Origin of the sequence: Paenibacillus sp. BSR1-1 (assembly GCF_030403775.1) — a bacterium.
Classification (GTDB): domain Bacteria; phylum Bacillota; class Bacilli; order Bacillales; family Cytobacillaceae; genus Neobacillus.
Map to the genome: position 1 here is coordinate 1 of NZ_JAQMWQ010000039.1, position 20,493 is coordinate 20,493.

Here is a 20,493-nt window from a genome sequence, read left to right on the forward strand (position 1 = left end):
TAGCCATTAAAAATCCCCTCCAAGTAGTAGTGTATCATTCCCGCCAAATTAGCGGGCTTTTTTACACTGTCTACTTAAAGGGGATAATATCAAAGTGCCAAGCCTTTTTTATGCTTTACTTTCAACAATTAAGGTAACTGGACCGTCATTAGTGAGTGAGACATCCATCATCGCCCCAAACACACCTGTTTCAACCTTAACTCCTTTTTCACGAAGCATTGTGTTAAATACTTCGTAAAGCTGGACAGCCTGCTTCGGTCTTGCCGCATCCATAAAGTTGGGTCTTCTTCCTTTTCGGCAATCTCCATAAAGCGTAAATTGGGAGACAGAAAGAATTTCTCCGCCAACATCGAGAAGGGAAAAATTCATTTTTCCCGCTTCATCTTCAAAGATTCTAAGGTTTACAATTTTATCTGCCAAATAGGCTGCATCTTCTTCCCTGTCCTCATGGGTAATGCCTACAAGGAGGACAAAGCCTTTTGTAATTTGCCCAGTAATTTCGCCATTAACGGTTACTTGGGCAGCTTTACTTCGCTGTACTACAACTCGCATTTTGAAGCTCCTTAATTCATAATTCGGCGCACCGAATAAATATCCGGGATTTGTTTAATCCGGTCTACCACTTTCTGGAGATGGCTGACATTATGAATGGCAATCGACATAATAATTGTCGCCATTTTATTTCGGTCAGATTTACCGGTAACAGCTGAAATATTTGTTTTCGTTTCATTTACAGCTTGCAGAACTTCATTCAAAAGTCCTCTGCGATCGTAACCGCTGATTTCTATATCGACATTGTATTCTTTTCGGTCATTTAGGGAGGTTTCCCATTCTACCGGAATTAATCTGGACTGGGCATCGTTGGAATCAATGTTCGTACAGTCAGAACGATGCACGGACACACCGCGGCCTTTTGTTATAAAGCCGACAATTTCATCTCCTGGTACCGGATTACAGCATCTTGATAAACGAATTAACAAGTTATCAATACCTTGGACACGGACACCAGACTCTCGTTTTTTGGTCGAAGGAAATGCCTTTAAATCCGTTATCGCATTGGTGATGCTGGCTGACTGCTCTTGGTCGCGTTTTTTCCGCCATTTCTCCGTTAAGCGGTTGGCCACTTGCAGGGCAGTTACCCCGTTATAACCAACAGCGGCGTACATATCCTCTTCACCCGTAAAATTAAATTTTTCTGCAACCTTTTTCAAGTTATCAGGAGTGAGAATCTCTTTAATGTCAAACTCCATCGCCTTAATTTCTTTTTCTACAAGCTCTCTGCCCTTGACAATATTCTCATCGCGGCGCTGCTTTTTAAAGAAGGCGCGGATTTTATTTTTCGCTTGGGAAGTTTGTGCCAGCTTCAGCCAGTCTTGACTAGGACCATAGGAATGCTTGGAGGTAAGAATCTCGATGATATCCCCGGTCTTAAGCGTATAGTCAAGCGTCACCATCTTGCCGTTCACTTTTGCTCCTATCGTCTTATTGCCAATTTCTGAGTGAATGCGATACGCAAAATCAATAGGAACTGAACCAGACGGCAATTCTATCACATCGCCTTTTGGTGTAAACACAAAAACCATATCGGAAAACAAATCGATCTTTAATGATTCCATAAATTCTTCCGCATTTTGCGTATCATTTTGGAATTCCAGGATTTCTCTGAACCAGGTTAATTTTTGCTCGAAAGTGGAGCTGTCACTGATCGCCTTGCCTTCTTTGTATGCCCAGTGGGCCGCAATCCCGAATTCGGCAATTCGATGCATTTCAAAGGTCCGAATCTGTACTTCAAGCGGATCCCCTTTTGGTCCTATAACAGTTGTATGCAGGGATTGATACATATTCGGCTTCGGCATTGCAATATAATCCTTAAACCGTCCCGGCATTGGCTTCCAGCATGTATGAATAATGCCTAGTACCGCATAACAGTCTTTAATACTGTTGACGACAATTCGAACGGCCAGCAAATCATAAATTTCACTGAATTGCTTATTTTGCAGGGCCATCTTCCGATAGATGCTGTAAATATGTTTTGGTCTGCCAGAAAGTTCGGCTTTTATGGATACCTCACCCATCCGGTTCTTGACTTCATCAATGACGTCCTCTAAATATTGCTCCCGCTCAGCACGCTTCTTTTTCATTAAGTTAACAATCCGGTAGTATTGCTGCGGATTTAAATATCGTAATGCTGTGTCTTCCAGCTCCCACTTAATTTTAGAAATACCAAGACGATGCGCTAAAGGGGCAAAAATTTCAAGTGTTTCATTTGAAATCCGACGCTGTTTCTCTAAAGGAAGATGCTTCAATGTCCGCATATTATGCAAACGGTCAGCAAGCTTTATGAGAATGACCCGGATGTCCTGTGCCATTGCCACAAACATTTTTCGGTGGTTTTCAGCCTGCTGCTCCTCGTGCGACTTATATTTAATTTTCCCTAATTTGGTTACTCCGTCGACAAGCATAGCCACTTCGGCATTAAAGGCTACTTCAATATCCTTTAAGGATACACTTGTATCTTCAACAACGTCATGGAGAAAACCAGATGCGACCGTTGCCGGATCCATCTCCAGGTCAGCGAGGATGCCTGCAACCTGAATAGGGTGGATAATGTACGGTTCGCCTGATTTTCGATATTGTTCACGATGAGCATGCTTCGCGAATTCATACGCTTTTTTCACGAGTTCCACATGTTCTTCATTTAAGTATTTTCTAGTCTTGTCGATGACTTGGTCGGCTGTTAACACTTGATCATTTGCCATGAAATCACCTTTATTTTCATCTCAATTTTATATATATATAAATGTCATCCTATAAAAAATAGTTCCAAAATTAGAATGATTGTTTCTATTATCGAAAAAAATAACAAAGATGTAAAGAGATTGAGAGATTTTTTCAACATTTTACGAAAAAAATGTCGATTTTCCTTATATAAAGAGAGCACCCGCCTATCGAGTGCCCCCTTATATTCATTAATATTCCAATAATGTTAAAATTTCATAACCCTCAAGCTTGCTTCTGCCTTCTAAATAGGTTAACTCCACTAAGAAAGCAATACCAGCAACAACGCCGCCAAGCTGTTCTACTAATTTGATTGTAGCGTCGATGGTGCCGCCTGTAGCTAATAAGTCGTCTGTAATGAGAACGCGCTGGCCAGGCTTGATCGCATCCTTATGGATGGTTAAAACATCACTGCCATATTCTAAGCCGTAGTTAACCTTTATGGTTTCGCGTGGAAGCTTACCTTCTTTACGGACTGGAGCAAAGCCGATTCCAAGCGAATAAGCAACTGGGCAGCCAATAATAAAACCTCTAGCTTCTGGTCCAACAATTATATCAATATTCTTATCTTGAGCATATGCCACAATCTGGTCTGTTGCATATTTATATGCTTCACCATTGTTCATTAATGGAGTAATGTCTTTAAACTTAATTCCTGGTTTTGGGTAATCCTCTACGATTGCGATAAATGGTTTTAAATCCATCCTTTTACTGCCTCCTCAATTTCAACCGACTCTTGAATGACTTCGTCGAACCAGCCTTTTAATTCCTGAAAGGATGAAAACAATAAATCTCTTTCAAGAGCATATTGAGCTTGTTTTAATTGATAGGTTCTTGAGTCAGTTAAATCACGCTTCTGCGCTGATCTTTGTAAAGTTATAAATCCATTGTTTATTGTAACAAATTCCAGCTCAGAAAACACCTTCGACATAAAGTAAATCGTTTCCTTTGACCAGCCGCGCTGCTTTGCAATATCATCACCGTAACGTTTAAGGTCAATCGGGCCATTTTTTAACAAGAACGCATAGAACCATTTAAAATGTTCCCGGGTTGGAATAGTGCTGAAAAAATCGCTGGACTCTTTATAGAAATAGGCATAAACCCTTGCCGGCTGCTTGCCCTTCAATAATTGAGCAACAAGCTCTTTTGATGGCGGAAGGTCAACCAGTACGATGTTTGCCTGATAACCATCGAAGGCTTGGGCATCTTCCATATCTTGAATAAGAATGGTTTCAAGCTGAAGTTGAGAGTTTATTTTTTCATAATGCTCTTTGTTAAAAATAATAATTTTTCTATTTTCATCTGGAACCAGATTGGCAATAGTACTGATTCTCTTTTGTCCGCGATAATCGAATAACTGCCAGGACTGCACGGCCATATCATGGATAAAAATTTGCGGTTTACGTATATTGTTCCATTCGTTTATCGATAATTCTCCAATGAATGAAATTTTTGATGCTGGAGAAATATGATCAACAAATGAACCTAATCCAAATCCGACACCATCCAATGTGGAACCATGGTCATTCACTATTATTTTCAAATGGTTTTGGTCACTGCCAATTTTTCTAATAGAAGAAATATCAACATTATTTATTAAAACTTTTGGCTTGGAGTTGTCCATACCAAAAGGAGCTAATTGATTTAATTCATCTAATGCAGACAATTGGATATCCTCAAGCTGAACCTCTTCGTCAAGATAGGTGACCGGCATAAAGTCTTCTTCGGTCATTAGCTCATCTGCAAGATGGTTTAACCTCTGACGGAGCTCTTGCACATCATCCAAGTTCAAGGTCATCCCCGCTGCCATTGGATGTCCGCCAAAATGCGGCAGAATATCTCGGCAGGTAGATAAATTATGGAACAAGTCAAAACCAGCAATACTACGTGCCGATCCTTTTGCCAACCCTTTTTCACGATCGAAGCTCAGAACAATCGTAGGACGATAAAATTTTTCCACGAGCCTTGAGGCAACAATCCCTATAACTCCGGCATTCCAGCCTTCTTTTCCAATAACGAGAACTTTATTGGAGTCAATCGGAAAATTCTGTTCCACTTCTTCGATTGCTTCAAGTGTAATTGTATTAACAATCGATTGCCTTGTTTTATTCAGGTCATCCATTTCTTGCGCTAAATGGGCTGCTTCCTCCGGATCATCTGTTAAAATAAGCTGCACTGCCAAATCAGCATCTTCCAAACGGCCGACAGCATTAATCCTAGGAGCGAGAGTGAATCCGATTGTTTCTTCGTTAATGGCTGTTAAATCCACTCCAGCCAATTTGAAAACAGCCCTTAATCCTATGTTTGTCGTTACCTTTAATTTTTCGAGACCTTTTTTAGCAATCAGTCGATTTTCACCTTTTAAAGATACCAAATCTGCAATTGTGCCAATAACGGCAATCTCAAACAAATGCTCAGGCAATTTTCCATATAAAGCATGTGCTACTTTAAAGGCTACCCCGACTCCTGCCAGCTCGCGAAACGGATATATGCTGTCAGGAAGCTTCGGATGAATGATAGCAAGCGCTTCAGGAAGGACCGGACCCGGTTCATGGTGATCCGTAATAATTAGGTCAAGTCCCAGCTCTTTTGCCACGTTTGCTTCATGGATAGCAGATATTCCAGTGTCAACAGTAATAATTAATTTTATACCAGATTCGGCTGCCCGTCGAAAGGCTGGTTCATTTGGACCATAGCCTTCTGTAAAGCGATTAGGGATATAAAAGTCAACATTCGCCCCTAAATCACGCAAGGTGATCATCAATACGGAGGTGCTGCTAACCCCATCAGCATCATAGTCGCCAAAAATAAGGATTGGTTCTTGCAGTTCAATGGCTTTCTGAATTCTATTCACCGCGATGTCCATCCCTTTTAACAGGTAAGGGTCGTGGAACTCATCCTTCCCAAATAAAAAATACCGTGCAGAATCTACGGTATCAAATCCACGATTGACAAGAAGCGATGCTACTAGAGGTGTTATTTTCAATTCATTTGCCAGCATTTTAACAAGTTGGTCATCAGATTTACGAACAATCCATCTTGTCTTCGACTTTAACATTAGTAAGTTCACCCCTCAGACTTTCTTATTATACAGGAGCTGGAATCAGCTTTCAATGAAATTAGAAAAGCGCAAGCGCCCGTTTAGCGGCGTATGGCCTCCTCGAAAAAGCTCACGCTTTTTCTTCGTGCGATGCATATGCTGCCGAAGCATTCCTTGTGGAGCGCTCCAACTGAGATAAAGGAAACACGAAGAGCGTCAGCGATTCGATGTTGACTTATCGTAGGGCGGAGAGCGAAGGACACTAGCCGCTGGGCGCTGGAGCTAGACAAGAAAAAACCGCAGAATAACTGCGGTTTTTTAAAAATTACACTTGCGGTTGATCTGAATATTTTCTTTTTTCTTTAACGGTTTTAATGACGCCTTTCTTTTTCAGCTCTTTACATTTCAGTACATACCATAAAGAACCGGCGATAAAGATGGAAGAATACACACCTACAATTAATCCCACAAATAATGCGATTGAGAAATTAAGAATGGATGGACTTCCAAAAATCATTAAGCACACCACAGTAATGAGTACTGTTAAGACGGTGTTAATAGACCGTGTTAACGTCTGACGGATACTTACGTTTACGACCTCGGCAATATCCTCAACTGATTTAAGGCGCTTCTTCTTGCGCATATTTTCACGAATTCTATCGAACGTAACAATCGTATCATGGTTGGAATAACCGATGATGGTCAATACGGCCGCAATAAAGGTCAAATCTACTTCCAGTCTTGTAATACTAAAGATTGCAATCATGAAAAAGGCATCATGAAGGATGGAGGCAACGGCAGCAATTGCCATGTATGCTTCAAAGCGAACAGATACATAGAGAATTATACCGATTGATGCAAACAAGATCGCAAAAAAGGCATTTTTCGCAAGTTCTTTTCCTACTGTCGGAGAAACGGTGCTGACATTCGGCTCATAGCCAAATTGCTTTTTGAAATCCGCTTTTAAATCAGCAATTTCATTTTTTGACATAACCCCGAGCATTCGGACTGCGCCAATTTGCTTTTTATCACCGGAAATGACGATATCATCTGGTGTTAAATGATGTTTGGTAAATGCTGCTTCCACCTTTTCAGTGGTTAATGGTGTATTAGACTGAACTTCTACACGTGTTCCACTTGAAAAATCAATTCCTAAATTCATGCGGAAAATGGCAAGAATTATGATACCTGCTACTAGCAGGACACCCGATATAGCAAAAATTGGCTTTCTAATTTTAACAAAATCAATTTTATCAAATCTTGTAGGAAGATTGACTGTATCGATATTTTCAGTAAGAGATCTAATTTGTGACTTGCGTACAGAAAACCAGCCTGGTTTATCCTTCAATAAACCACTGTTCACCCAAAGTCCTAATAATAACCGTGCACCGTAAACGTTGGTTAGGAAACTCATAAGAACACTCACGATTAACATGGTCGCAAAGCCTTTTACCGAGCTTGTCCCGTAGAAGAAAAGGACACCTGCGGTTAAGATGGTTGTTAAGTTTGCGTCAAGAATCGCAGTAAATGCATGCTGCTCACCAGCTTGGAAGGCTGACTTAATCGTTCTGCCCACTTTAAGTTCTTCTCTAATCCGTTCATACGTAATAATGTTGGCATCGACGGCCATACCGACCCCTAGGATAATCGCCGCGATTCCCGGCAAGGTCAGGACTCCATTCATCCAATCAAAAATCAATAGGACGAGATAAATATAAATGGATAACGTAATAGTTGCAATGAAACCTGGAAAACGATAATAGAAAAGCATAAACAGATAAATGATGATGACACCGATGATTCCCGCTAAAATCGTATCATGTAAGGCTTGTTCTCCAAACTTGGCTCCGACGGAAGTAGAGTATACCTCTTTAAGCTTAACTGGCAAGGAACCTGCATTTAAAAGAGAGGCCAAGGTTTGAGCTTCTTTCGCAGTGAAGCTTCCGACTATGGATACAGTGTCTTGATTGAAAACTTGTTTAACAGTTGGTGCTGATAAATATTTCGGATTCGGCTTTGTTACTTCTTTTTTAAAGGAGTCTTTGCCTTCTTCAAAATCAAGCCAAATAACAAGGACATTTGGATTCATGTTCATAATTTCTTCAGAGACCTTACGGAATTTATCCGCACTCTTTAATGTTAAAGAAACGCTTGGATTTCCATTTTGGTCAAACGTTTGCTTCGCTCCGCCCTGCTTTAAGTCAGACCCGTCCATCATCAGACGATCATTAGCATCGCGGAAGCTTAAGTTAGCTTGGGTAGACAAAATTTCACGTGCTTTATTTTGGTCTTTTACCCCGGCAAGCTGAACGCGAACGCGATTATTACCTTCAATCTGAATATTCGGCTCACTTACGCCCAGCACGTTAATCCGCTTATCAAGGGCTTCTGCCGTACTAGCTAGCACATTTTTGTCAATTTTCTGTCCTTTTTTCGCCGGTTGTACCTCGTACAGGACCTCAAATCCGCCTTGGAGGTCAAGTCCAAGCTTCATATTGTTTAAGATGTTTTTCGTTGTTGCCCCCATTGTGCTTCCGAGTATCAGAACCACAAGCAAGAAAGCAATAATTCTACTTCGTTTTACCATTATGTATTGTTCCTCCTTAGTGCGTGTGCATAGCACTTTTACCTGCAAGCCCTATATAAAAATAATAAAAAAGTCACTGCTATCATTATGGAATAAGTAAGAAAGTGTGTCAATTTACAAATATATGAAAACGCTCTATTTCAATAGCTCTTTCCATTCATTTTCATCATCAAAGGAGAACTCAGCCGTTTTGAAGGCTTCAATCGTAGCAAAGTTCATATAATCGCTAACCTTGACAGAGAGTATTTCTTGGATCATTTCGTACAGCTTCATTTCATCTTTTACCTTTTTCCACTTTTTCTTAATTAAAAAATCCCAAAGCTCCTTTTCTGTTACAGAGTTAATTCCAAGTAAGTGAAACTCAAAAAGTTTACTTTTTAAGGCCGGCTGTACCTGGGTACGAAAATGATCAAATTTATGGCTGTTATCCATTTTAACTACCCCCTGAGAGAAGTCCCTAAAGTTCTTGAACCTTTGCAAAAAGCCAATACAACTTGTCATGCTTTGTCCACCATGTTGCATATAGTTAATTGTATATGATAACGCCTATTTTGAGAAGGTGGGAAGTAGAATGTCGAAGTTTTTAAAAGGGACCTTTATCCTATTAGTGGCCGGTTTTATAACAAGGGTCCTGGGGTTTATTTATCGAATCGTGCTGGCTCGCAGCATTGGCGAAGAAGGCGTTGGCTTATACATGATGGCATACCCCACGTTTATTCTCGTGGTTACGATAACGCAGCTTGGGCTCCCAGTTGCCATCTCCAAAAATATTGCCGAGGCGGAAGCAAGGAAGGACTATGGAGAAATTAAAAAAATCCTGGTGGTCTCCCTTGCCATCACCATTGGGCTTTCTATCCTTATTACCCCAGCATTGCTATTACTGGCACCAATGCTTTCAAACACGCTTTTTACTGATCAAAGGACCTATTATCCATTAATAGCGATTGCACCAGCACTGCCAATTATCGCAATATCATCAGTGTTAAGGGGATACTTCCAAGGGAGACAAAACATGCGTCCCTCCGCAGTGTCTCAGATTTTAGAACAGCTTGTGAGAATAACGCTGATCGCAACCGCAACAAAAACCTTCCTCCCCTATGGGGTTGAATATGCTGCGGCAGCCGCCATGGCCGCTTCTGTATTAGGGGAATTGCTTTCCCTAGTTTATTTGCTGACCATGTTTAAATTAAAGAAGCGATTTAAACTGAGGAAAAATTTTTTCCAATTTGTTCATAAAGGAAAGCGGACCTTTAAAGAATTAATGGAAATCGCCCTGCCCACAACGGGGAGCAGGATGATTGGATCCTTAGCCTGGTTTTTCGAACCAATTGTTGTGGCCCATAGTTTAGCCCTTGCTGGTGTACTAGCTGTAAATGCAACGAAACAGTATGGAGCTTTAACCGGTTATGCAATGCCGCTGTTAATGCTGCCTTCATTTGTTACGTTTTCCTTAGCGACTTCACTGGTTCCGGCAATTAGTGAAGCCAATTCCAAAAATAATCATAAATTAATCGAATACAGGCTCCAGCAAGCACTGCGCTTTGTTTTTTTATCAGGGGGACTTGCTGTCATCGTCCTATATGTTTTGGCGGACCCGCTTATGCAGCTCATGTACGGCTCAACGAAGGGAGCCTATTTTATTAAAATTATGGCTCCATTCTTCTTGCTTTTTTATTATCAAGGACCCCTGCAGGCCGTCCTACAAGCGTTAAATCTTGCAAGAGCGGCCATGATTAATAGTCTCATCGGTGCCGTAGTGAAAACAGCCGTCATCTTCTTACTTGCTTCCCAGCCATCCTTTGGAATTACCGGTGCCGCTCTTGGGATTATTGTTGGTTTTGTTTTAGTTACCATCCTTCATTTTGCAACAGTAATGAAGCGAGTGGCCTTTTCCTTTTATATTCGCGATTATTTGAAAGGATTTCTTGTCATGGCGGCATCGGGCTGGCTTGGCTATTGGCTGTTTGAAAATATTCTTCTAAAAGAACCGTTAACAATTCGTGTTTTAATCTCAGTCTCAGGAATGAGTCTTTCCTACATTTTGATGTTGATCTTTTTCGGTCTTCTCAAAAAAGAGGAACTTCAGCGAATACCATGGATTCGAAACTTTATTATTTTTCGCTAAGTCTCTTTTCGTAAACTATGTTGCTCTTGGAGCTTAATAAAGGGCACTTACTAAATCTGTAGGCAATTTTCGCAAATGTTCTTACGAAAAGATGCCACGAAACATCAAATTTTACGGGTTGATGAACTTATACGAAAGACAAAAATCTATGCGAAAATAGCCTTCGCTAAAGAAGACACGCTATCTGCGTGTCTTCTTTTACTCATCCTGCAGGTCGATAAAGAATTTCCCGTTTTCATAGCTGCAAAACGAAATCTTTTTCACATCGCGGTAGCCCTTTTTTTTTAATTCCTGACGCAGCCACAGATTGGTTTTATTAATTCTTTTTAAATTTTCTTCCTCGATGGAACCATCGATAATTAACGGAATGGTAATATCCCCTTGCTTTGGGATTTCATTGCTGTTTTTTAATTTTTCAATGACGGACAGGCTTCCGGAGGATTCAAGTATCGCAAACTCAACATCAGCAATACTGCGAATGTCTTTTTCCCTTAATTGTGTCATTAAATCATCAAAATTATAACGCTGCTTGCGCATTGCTACTTCGTCTATTTTCCCGCGATTTATAATAATGCTCGGTTTGCCATCCACCAAATCACGAAATCTTTTACTTTTTAAAGAAATGATGGCCATGATGATTTGGATAAACATCAACAAGACCATTGGTACGATTGCATGAAGCATACGGACATTCGGCCGCTCAATAGCCACAACTGCCAGTTCGCCAATCATAATGAAAACGACCAGATCAAGAATGCTTAGTTCCCCTATTTCACGCTTACCCATCATTCTAAAAATGAATAAAATGAGTACGTAAAAAAGAATTGTTCGAGACACAATTGTTAAATATGGTTCCACTTTGTTCCGCCCCTTTTTTTCCATTCTAAATTATTGTTTGCAGTTTGCGGCGGATAATTATAGGAATAAACTTCCAAAGTTATTTATTTAAAGTAATGAAAATTTATTCTACTTTTTCTTCTTCATGAATACGCTTGTACTAGGAAAGAAACTGTCTTCTCAAGGCAGGGTATCAGCCTATGACGACTGAAGGGGGAGAGAAAAATCGAATCTAAAAGCTTTGGAACTTCAATTCTGTATGGATTAATCTTTATTCTTGCATTCGCTGCTGTCTGCAGCCTGATTTTTGCGTTTATACTTCGATTTACATCAGCACGAGAAGGGTCAATTCAATATGTGGTAACAGCTTTATCGTTTATCGGCTTATTTGGCGGCGGTTTTCTTTCTGGTGGAAAACGGAAAGAAAAGGGTTGGCTGATAGGGGGAACTACGGGGCTTATTTACTCATTCATTGTCTTTTTGTTTCAATATTTAGGCTTTGATCACCTCTTTAATGCCCAGCAGGTTATCTATCATACCTGCTACACACTGATTGCAATGATGGGCGGTATACTTGGGGTCAATATCGCAACAAATAATAAAAGGCATGCATAAATATTAAAAGGAAGCCTTCATAATAAAAGGCTTCCTTTTGTATTATACTTCTGCAGTCTTTGAAGATTCAGTTACTTCGCGAATGGCATTGCGGTCATAGGTAAGACGGCTGCCGTCTCCGCATTTGATCACAACTTTATTGTCATCGATTGAGTCGACAAAACCATGTAAACCGCCAATCGTGACAATTTTATCACCCTTTTTTAAATCGCTTTGCATTGCACGAACCGCTTTTTGGCGCTTTTGCTGCGGGCGAATCAGTAAGAAATAAAATAACACAAACATTAAAATTAATGGTATGAGTGTAGTCATGTTTTGCATCTTGTTTCCCTCCTTTCAAAAAGATCTATTAGAAATTTTTCGCATTTGGCTTATTAAAGCCGTATTGCTCAAAAAATTCTTCGCGGAAATCACCAAGCCTGTCTTCCATAATAGCTTGTCTGACCTTCTCCATTAATCTTAGCAGAAAATAGAGATTATGGTAAGACGTTAATCGAATTCCAAATGTTTCATCACATTTTATTAAATGTCGAATATAGGCTCTGCTATAATTTCGGCATGTGTAGCAATCGCATTCAGGATCAAGCGGTCCAAAATCTTTAGCAAATTGAGCATTTTTGACAACCAAACGGCCCGAACTGGTCATGAGCGTACCATTTCTTGCAATCCTTGTTGGCAGTACACAGTCAAACATATCAATACCGCGAATGGAACCATCAATAAGTGAGTCCGGCGAACCTACTCCCATTAAATAGCGTGGTTTATTTGTTGGTAATAGCGGTGTTGTGAATTCTAGCGCCCGATTCATGACGTCTTTTGGTTCCCCTACGGATAATCCGCCAACAGCGTAGCCTGGGAAGTCCAGCGAAACGAGGTCTCTTGCACTTTGACGGCGAAGCTCCTCATATTCTCCTCCCTGTACGATTCCAAATAAGCCTTGATCCTCTGGACGCTGATGTGCGTTTAAACAACGCTCCGCCCATCTTGAGGTCCGCTCTACTGATTTTTTCATATATTCAAATGTAGCAGGATATGGCGGGCACTCATCAAAGGCCATCATAATATCGGAACCAAGGGCATTCTGAATTTCCATCGCCTTTTCCGGTGATAAAAATAATTTTTCCCCGCTCATATGGTTGCGGAAATGAACACCCTCTTCCTCAATCTTACGGAATTCACTTAAACTGAACACCTGGAATCCGCCGGAATCCGTTAAAATAGCGCGATCCCAATTCATAAATTTATGCAGCCCGCCAGCTTCTCTAATAATCTCATGCCCAGGGCGAAGCCATAAATGATAGGTGTTGCTTAAAATAATCCCTGCCCCCATCTCCTTTAAGTCCTCTGGGGACATCGTTTTGACGGTCGCTAGCGTTCCAACCGGCATAAAGGCAGGTGTATCAAAGGATCCATGCGGGGTGTGGACTCTGCCAAGCCTTGCCCCTGTTTGTTTACATGTTTTTATTAACTCATAGCGAATTGCTGTCAAATTGTTTTCTCCTTCCTATAGGCGGTGTGATGGGCCAGCTTAGAAGTGATTCAATTAAGCGGCCCTCCGCCCCTTTCCCACTAGATGATAAGCATTGCATCGCCAAAGCTGAAGAAACGGTACCGTTCTTCTACAGCTGTATGGTAGGCATGCAAGACATTTTCTCTTCCAGCTAGAGCACTTACAAGCATGATCAGAGTTGATTTAGGTAAATGGAAATTGGTAATCATTCCGTCAATCGCTTTAAATTCGTAGCCCGGATAAATAAAAATACTGGTCCAGCCGCTGCCAGCAATAAAATGTCCATCGTTTTGCGAGGCAATCGTCTCTAAGGTGCGGGTCGAAGTTGTACCAACGGTGATAATTCGTCCACCGCCCTCTCTAACCTCGTTTAAAAGCCGCGCCGTCCCTTCTGTAACCATATAATATTCAGAATGCATATCATGTCCTTCAACATCGTCCACGCTGACCGGTCTAAAGGTACCAAGTCCGACATGCAAAGTGATAAAGGCAATATGAACACCTTTTGCTTTAATATCATTCAATAGATCTTCAGTAAAATGAAGTCCTGCCGTTGGGGCCGCAGCGGAACCAGGCTCGCGGGCAAAAACTGTTTGATACCGGTCTCGGTCATCTAACTGCTCTTTGATATACGGGGGCAGGGGCATTTCGCCTAATTGGTCGAGGACTTCGTAAAAAATGCCTTCATATTTGAATTCCAAGACCCTGCCGCCATGTTCGGAAGTTCCGGTGCATACGGCTTTAAGAAGCCCATCGCCGAATTCGATTTCCGTTCCTTCTTTCACCCGTTTTGCTGGTTTTACGAGGGTTTCCCATTGATCGCCTTCCAGCTGTTTTAACAGTAACACTTCAATTTTAGCTCCGGTATCCTGCTTGACGCCAAAAAGGCGTGCAGGAAGAACCTTTGTATCATTTAATACAAGGCAATCCCCTTCACGCAAGTATTCGATTATATTTTTAAATACTTCATGCTTTAGTTCGCCTGTTTTTTTATTTAAAACCATTAATCTACTGTCAGTCCGGTTTTGCAGTGGGACTTGTGCAATTAATTCTTCAGGTAAGTGAAAATCAAAAATATCTACTTTCATAAAATTACATCCTTACTTTTACGTTTTTAAACTTGACTGTTGATTTTCGCTTCAGGCGCTTCGCTTTCCGCGGGCGGTCCGGGGAGCCTCCTCGGCGCTTAAGCGCCTGCGGGGTCTCCCCTGCCCCGTCCTCCCGCAGGAGTCTCGCGCCTTCCGCTCCATTCAACAGATTCTTAAATCTATACAGCCTACATTTTTTAAAAAGTGTGCTCACCGAGCAGGGGTATCCATGCCGAAATGATGATAAACGGCTGGTGTTACCATTCTGCCCCTTGGTGTTCGCTGCAAGAAGCCAATTTGTAATAAATAGGGTTCATATACATCTTCAATTGTTTCCGCTTCTTCGCCTATTGATGCAGCAATCGTATCCAGGCCGACAGGACCGCCGCGGAATTTTTCAATAATCCCTTTTAAAAGCTTGTGATCAATATGATCCAGACCAAGCCTGTCTACTTGAAGCAATTCAAGCGCTTCTCTCGAAAGGGCGAGATCGATGGTCCCGTTTCCCTTTACTTGGGCAAAGTCACGAACCCTTCGGAGGAGACGATTGGCAATCCTTGGGGTTCCCCTTGCTCTTCTCGCGATTTCTGAGGCAGCCTGTTCATCTATTTCCGTTTCGAATAAATCTGCGGTACGGATAACAATATTTTTTAACTGATCTTCTTTATAATACTCGAGCCGGCATAAAACTCCAAATCGATCCCGCAGTGGCGCAGACAAAGAACCAGCTCTTGTGGTCGCCCCGACCAATGTAAATGGCGGGAGATCCAAGCGGACAGACCTTGCACTTGGACCTTTCCCAATAACAATATCAAGGCAGAAATCTTCCATCGCGGGATACAGAACCTCTTCAATGGTTCGCGGCAGCCGATGAATTTCATCAATAAATAAAACATCTCCCGGCTCAAGCGCTGTTAAAATTGCCGCTAAATCGCCAGGCCTTTCAATTGCCGGTCCGGAGGTTGTCCGAAGGTTAACGCCCATTTCATTAGCAATAATAACAGCAAGAGTCGTTTTCCCCAAACCAGGAGGCCCATATAGAAGAACATGGTCCAACGTTTCCTTCCGAAGCTTTGCCGCCTTAATAAAAATTTCTAAATTTTCCTTGACCTGGGTTTGTCCAATATATTGCTTTAAAGTTTGCGGTCGAAGACTTTGTTCAATACTAATTTCACTTTCATTAGCTTCATTTGAAATAATCCGGTCATCCATAAATTATCACCTATTTTAAAAGGCGCTTTAAGGCCTGTTTAATGTATTGATCAGTGGACATCTGCTCTTTTCTTAATTCAGGTGAAATCTTTTTAATTTCTTTATCAGAATAACCCAGTGCTTTTAAAGCAAGAATGGCTTCTTCAAAGGCCGTATTGTTCGTTTGTGTGTGTAGTGGAAGTGTATCGGCATTGAATAGATTTGGGAAGTAATCTGGAACAACATCTTGTAATTTCCCTTTTAAATCGAGGATCATTTGCCGTGCTGTTTTTTTGCCTACTCCAGGAAATTTAACGAGGAAGGCTTCGTCCTCATTTTCGATGGCGTTAACCACCTGCTGGACTTCACCAGAAGCGAGGATCGCAAGCGCACCCTTCGGCCCGATACCCGATACATTTAACAATTTAGTAAATAGTTTTTTCTCTTCCCTTGATTGGAAGCCATAAAGCGCCATTACATCTTCGCGAACATAATGGTAGGTATATACAGTTACCATTGTTTCCATCTTACCGGAATAAATAAACGGATTGGGTGTCGCGATTTGATAGCCAATTCCATTATTTTCAATGACAATATATTCAGGCCCGACAAACTCCACGGCCCCTTTAATAAATTCAAACAATCGTATTCTCTCCCTTAGTTTTTCACCGTATTTCATTCTACCATAATTTTAAGTTTAAGAAAGAAATAAAAAACAGGCTGATTTATTATGATCAGTCTGTTTCAAAATGAAGATTCATTCTTTTTTTAATGAGTAAGGCTTAAAGGTTTCTAAAACTTGAACATATTGATCTTTCGTTTTAATAGGAATGCCTTGTATTAATTCTTCTTGTTTCTTACTTTCAAGCTTTCTAATATCTATTTGAAAAAACGATTGAATGATTCTTGATTGGCCGGGTCTGCCATTAAAAATGGTCAAAACCCCATCTTCTGTTATCCCGAAAAAGCCATTTGCTTTTAATAACGGGGATATATCATCGACTTTCCTTCTAAAAACAAAGGTCGATTCTTCCATTTCAGTAAGCTGCCATTGATCATACTTAGCCCAGAAATTCGCCATTGACCAACATGTTTCGTGAACGACTTCTTGACTAATTTCTCCATCGAGATAGATTCGTTCCAAAATAACCGTCAGGTGCTGAGGTTCCGTCTTTTGCTGGTCATCGACTTGTGCGGCCGATCCAGTAATTTCAGAAGCCCCGCCGATTAGTACATACAGTAAAACAGAAAATACGGCTAAGCTATACCGAGACAATGTTATCCAATTGAACCTCATAATACTCACCTCTTTTTGTTATTAAATGAACAAACTTTACAGTTCTAGTTTAGCCTATTTTTCCCTTTATATCCGAAAAATTAAAAAGGCAAAGCCCGTAAGCTTTGCCTTTTATTAAAACTATTTTGAATATCTGTTTGGAACTTCTTCGTTTTGGCGGCGGTCCTTATTCGCTTTCGGCTGTCGCTGCGGTACATCATTATTGATGTTCCGGTCGCGTCCAAATGTTCCTTCGTCTGTAATGACAGTTACTGATTTTCCGTTCGCGAATGGCTTCACCGCATTTTTAATAGCTCTTTTGGTTGCGGCCTCCCTGTCACGGTCCACTAAGTTAACCGAAACAATAACAGTGTTTCCATAGGCAACGGATCTTACTGATTGAACGTTATCGATGCTTGAAACTTTGCTCCTGATATTATCGGTTATATTTTCTTGGACATGTTTATCTGTTGCCTCACCGTTCTTACCGATATTTTTATTCAAGTGACCGTGATAATTCATATCGCTGGTACTAAAGCGGTTATCACGCTGGAAGAAATTACGGTCGGTCTCTGCTAAAGGCGTAGTAGGGTTTTTTGGGTTGCCATTTTCATCCCTTGTCTGAAGCAGTTTTCTTTTTTGATTATTTACAATTCCATCCTCATTCCCAAGGGTATGGTCCATCATTTCGGTGAAAGCACCATCATTATCCCTTAGAAAACCATAATTGCTATTAGGATGGTTTTCATTCGAGTAATACCCCATTGGACGAGCCAGATTATTGCTTCCTTTATTGGCACCTGCATTGTTATTATCATTGTTACAGCCGGCCAGCCCCATCATCATCACGGCTGAAAGAGGAATCATCCACTGCTTCTTGTTCAAGCGAAAAACCCCCTTAATTCATCCTGAGCATTTTAAAAGATGCTCGTTATTAGGGTGCAATTTTTTAGGGGTTTTCATTCATTTTCATTCATCTGCCATGGTCTTAATTCGGTCAATAAATTTTTTTCTCGCGTAAAACTGATTAATCGTTAAATCCATCACCTGTTTAAATTTAACCTGGTCAGAATACGATTTTTCCCTAATGATTCTGTTCCACTCGCGAAAAATATCTGCTGGATATACTAAGGCATACAAAAACGGTTTTTGAGGAATATATTTCTTGATTGGTTCATACTGGAGCAGCTTATCAAACGACCAGTCTAGATACGGAAGAATCCGATTTGCGTATTGTAAATAATCAAAAGAAGCGGGGCCGATGCTGATTAAATCAAAGTCGATTAATAATAAGGTTCCACTTTTGTCCCGTAAAAAGTTATGATGGGCAACATCCCCATGCAGGATCACATATGGCTCTTTTCTGAAAAAAAGGTATTCTTTTTCCATACCCTTCAGTGACCATTCTGCCCATGAGACCATTTCCGAAATAAAGGGATCATTGAAAAAATATTTAACGAAAGGAAGATTGTTCGAAAAAATATGATATCGCTCTGTCCACTTTCCAATTAAATCAGCTTTCGGCAGTAATGTACGATACCGTGCTTCAAAGGATGCCGTTGTTTGATGAAATTGTTCGAGCAGCTCAATTCCTTCCTGACGGTTTTTGTGGGAGTGAAAGGAAAAAGTAGTTTTGCTCGGGGCAACATACTCGATGCAGCCAAAGTAAGTACCCTCGAAAAACAGCTGATCTTTCACATTGGGATTAAGAAATTTATAAGTTTTCCTAAACCCCTCTTTATTCAATGTGGTTGTAAACGCTTCTTGAAGTCTAAGTCTGCTGTTGGTTTGGTACCCTTTCATGATATAAGTATTTTTTTCTGTTTTTAAAAATAAAACAGATTTTCTTATCGGAACCATTTGGATGATTTTTTCTGTAAACTGCGACCGAAAATAAGAGAGGAGACGATTATAGTAATCATCGTCTCCATTTTTGTTTTTCGTTGTATTAACTGCTCTCATCCTGGAACCCTTGCATTCCATAAGGATTAGTCCCAACCGGTCCCATTCCATAGGGGTTCATAAATGGAGGCTGAGCAACATTACCCGGTCCAGTAAATGGCGCACTATAAATTGGCGGTGTTGGCGGTACAAAAGCAGGTGCAACACTTGTTGGTGCCGCTGGTATTCCAGCCGGCATTCCTGAAGGCATACCAGTTGGGACTGCGCCGCAGCCGCAATCTTCTAAAGCACCTGTCCCGATAGGCAGTCCTTGTGTTGGATAAGGCTGCTGCATATAAGGCATTTGTGCTCCGAAGCCTGGTACTGGTGCTTCTGCAGTCTCAAAATCTTCTCCCATTGTCTGTGGAACTCCGCCCATTTGAGGAGGGTACCCATACGGCATTTGACCATAAGGTGCTCCCATTCCGTATGGGTTTACCATTCCAGGAGCCCCATACATCGGTCCAGGCGCAAATCCAGTCGGATGATGCTGGCCATGGTAAAAGGATGAACTTTCTACTGGATAACCTCCTGGTACACTTGGTACTCCTGTTGGATAGGCCGCTGGCACTGCTCCAGGGTAGCCAACTGGTTGTGCTCCAGAGAAGCCTGTTGGCATTTGTCCATATCCGGCTGGCACTTGACCAAATGCCGCTGGATCCACATAAGGCTGCTGGAACGCTGGGTTTTGTACTGCTCCCGGTATAAATCCTGGGTTCATTGCAGGTATTTGCGGCATAAATGATGATGATTCATCATGAAAATGCGGCTGCACATATGGTGCGCCTGCTACGTTTGGTGAATACCCCGGTGCTACAGGCGGGTATCCAGCCGCACCAGGCATTACTCCGCCCGGCATCACTCCGCCTGGCATCACTCCGTCCGGCATCACTCCGCCCGGCATCACTCCGCCCGGCATCACTCCGCCTGGCATCACTCCGCCTGGCATCACTCCGCCTGGCATATGCGGAAACGGCATATACGGTGTTGGTACCGGGAACCCTCCGCCAAATGGCGGGCAGAATCCTGGCCCAGGCATAACTGGTGTCATTGGAACACAGTCTTGAACAGGCATTTGAATTGGTGCTTCCATTACCGGTTCTGGAATTGGATTTGCTTTGATTGGCGTCTCTTTGATTGGCATTTCTTTGATAGGTACTTCTTTAATTGGCATTTCTTTCTTAGGTACTTCTTTGATTTCAGGAAGAATATTGGTTGGCTTTGGCGGCAGCTGCGGTTGAGGAATCATATTTGTCATATTCATCATATAGTAGTTGTTAATATCAATTTCTGGGACTACTTGTAGAGGCATTTTTGGAGTATAGGGTGCTTTTGGTGTTTCTTTGATAATTGGCTTCTCTTTGGCAATTGGTACTTCCTTAATTGGGGCTTCTTTGATTGGAGCTTCCTTGATTGGAGCTTCTTTAATCGGTGCCTCCTTAATAAGGGATTCTTTTAATGGTTTCTCTTTGGCAATCGGCATTTCCTTTTTTGCTCCCATATTG

The 20,493-nt window shown here is 41.4% G+C and carries 17 protein-coding genes; 2 read left to right on the top strand and 15 right to left on the bottom strand.

From position 1 onward, the window contains the following. Positions 1-108: 108 nt before the first annotated feature. The 6 genes from dtd to PH210_RS29005 form a co-directional block, all read right to left on the bottom strand. Entirely contained in the window at positions 109-552 is a 444-nt protein-coding gene (gene dtd, locus PH210_RS28980) for a D-aminoacyl-tRNA deacylase (protein WP_223591210.1), read from the bottom strand. A gap of 11 nt (positions 553-563) precedes the next feature. After that, a complete protein-coding gene (locus PH210_RS28985; protein ID WP_289990117.1) occupies positions 564-2,759 on the bottom strand; it encodes a RelA/SpoT family protein in 2,196 nt (731 codons plus the stop codon). A 210-nt stretch (positions 2,760-2,969) separates the two neighbouring features. Continuing rightward, complete coding sequence (locus PH210_RS28990; RefSeq protein WP_289990119.1) at positions 2,970-3,482, bottom strand: adenine phosphoribosyltransferase; 513 nt, start codon at positions 3,480-3,482, stop codon at positions 2,970-2,972. Continuing rightward, the gene (recJ, locus tag PH210_RS28995; RefSeq protein WP_289990121.1) at positions 3,473-5,836 is read right to left on the bottom strand and encodes a single-stranded-DNA-specific exonuclease RecJ; all 2,364 of its coding nucleotides are present in this window, start codon (positions 5,834-5,836) and stop codon (positions 3,473-3,475) included. The genes PH210_RS28990 and recJ overlap by 10 nt, the downstream gene beginning before the upstream one ends. 307 nt (positions 5,837-6,143) lie before the next feature. Next, a complete protein-coding gene (gene secDF / locus PH210_RS29000) occupies positions 6,144-8,405 on the bottom strand; it encodes a protein translocase subunit SecDF (protein ID WP_289990122.1) in 2,262 nt (753 codons plus the stop codon). Between the two features lie 135 nt (positions 8,406-8,540). Next, positions 8,541-8,837: a post-transcriptional regulator gene (locus PH210_RS29005; RefSeq protein ID WP_289990124.1), complete on the bottom strand. Its 297-nt coding sequence runs from the start codon at positions 8,835-8,837 to the stop codon at positions 8,541-8,543. Positions 8,838-8,976: 139 nt separating this feature from the next. On the opposite strand from PH210_RS29005, the gene spoVB reads away from it, so the two are divergent. Next, on the top strand, positions 8,977-10,530 hold the full coding sequence (gene spoVB, locus PH210_RS29010) for a stage V sporulation protein B (protein ID WP_289990126.1): 1,554 nt from the start codon (positions 8,977-8,979) through the stop codon (positions 10,528-10,530). A 198-nt stretch (positions 10,531-10,728) separates the two neighbouring features. Here spoVB and PH210_RS29015 read toward each other — a convergent pair whose 3' ends face one another. Further along, complete coding sequence (locus PH210_RS29015; protein ID WP_289990127.1) at positions 10,729-11,388, bottom strand: DUF421 domain-containing protein; 660 nt, start codon at positions 11,386-11,388, stop codon at positions 10,729-10,731. Between the two features lie 234 nt (positions 11,389-11,622). On the opposite strand from PH210_RS29015, the gene PH210_RS29020 reads away from it, so the two are divergent. Continuing rightward, positions 11,623-11,982 (top strand): TIGR04086 family membrane protein, encoded by a 360-nt coding sequence (locus PH210_RS29020; RefSeq protein ID WP_289990173.1) that lies wholly within the window; start codon positions 11,623-11,625, stop codon positions 11,980-11,982. Between the two features lie 42 nt (positions 11,983-12,024). Here PH210_RS29020 and yajC read toward each other — a convergent pair whose 3' ends face one another. The 8 genes from yajC to PH210_RS29060 form a co-directional block, all read right to left on the bottom strand. Further along, positions 12,025-12,303 (bottom strand): preprotein translocase subunit YajC, encoded by a 279-nt coding sequence (yajC, locus tag PH210_RS29025; protein WP_289990128.1) that lies wholly within the window; start codon positions 12,301-12,303, stop codon positions 12,025-12,027. 28 nt (positions 12,304-12,331) lie between these two features. After that, on the bottom strand, positions 12,332-13,471 hold the full coding sequence (gene tgt / locus PH210_RS29030) for a tRNA guanosine(34) transglycosylase Tgt (RefSeq protein WP_289990131.1): 1,140 nt from the start codon (positions 13,469-13,471) through the stop codon (positions 12,332-12,334). Positions 13,472-13,551: 80 nt separating this feature from the next. After that, positions 13,552-14,580: a tRNA preQ1(34) S-adenosylmethionine ribosyltransferase-isomerase QueA gene (queA, locus tag PH210_RS29035; RefSeq protein WP_289990132.1), complete on the bottom strand. Its 1,029-nt coding sequence runs from the start codon at positions 14,578-14,580 to the stop codon at positions 13,552-13,554. Between the two features lie 210 nt (positions 14,581-14,790). Beyond that, complete coding sequence (gene ruvB / locus PH210_RS29040; RefSeq protein WP_289990133.1) at positions 14,791-15,792, bottom strand: Holliday junction branch migration DNA helicase RuvB; 1,002 nt, start codon at positions 15,790-15,792, stop codon at positions 14,791-14,793. Positions 15,793-15,802: 10 nt separating this feature from the next. Further along, positions 15,803-16,414: a Holliday junction branch migration protein RuvA gene (gene ruvA / locus PH210_RS29045; RefSeq protein ID WP_289990135.1), complete on the bottom strand. Its 612-nt coding sequence runs from the start codon at positions 16,412-16,414 to the stop codon at positions 15,803-15,805. A 114-nt stretch (positions 16,415-16,528) separates the two neighbouring features. Further along, entirely contained in the window at positions 16,529-17,068 is a 540-nt protein-coding gene (locus PH210_RS29050) for a BofC C-terminal domain-containing protein (RefSeq protein ID WP_289990137.1), read from the bottom strand. Positions 17,069-17,188: 120 nt separating this feature from the next. Next, entirely contained in the window at positions 17,189-17,932 is a 744-nt protein-coding gene (locus PH210_RS29055) for a YhcN/YlaJ family sporulation lipoprotein (RefSeq protein ID WP_289990139.1), read from the bottom strand. 84 nt (positions 17,933-18,016) lie between these two features. Beyond that, positions 18,017-19,009: a phosphotransferase gene (locus tag PH210_RS29060; RefSeq protein WP_289990140.1), complete on the bottom strand. Its 993-nt coding sequence runs from the start codon at positions 19,007-19,009 to the stop codon at positions 18,017-18,019. Positions 19,010-20,493: the final 1,484 nt, after the last annotated feature.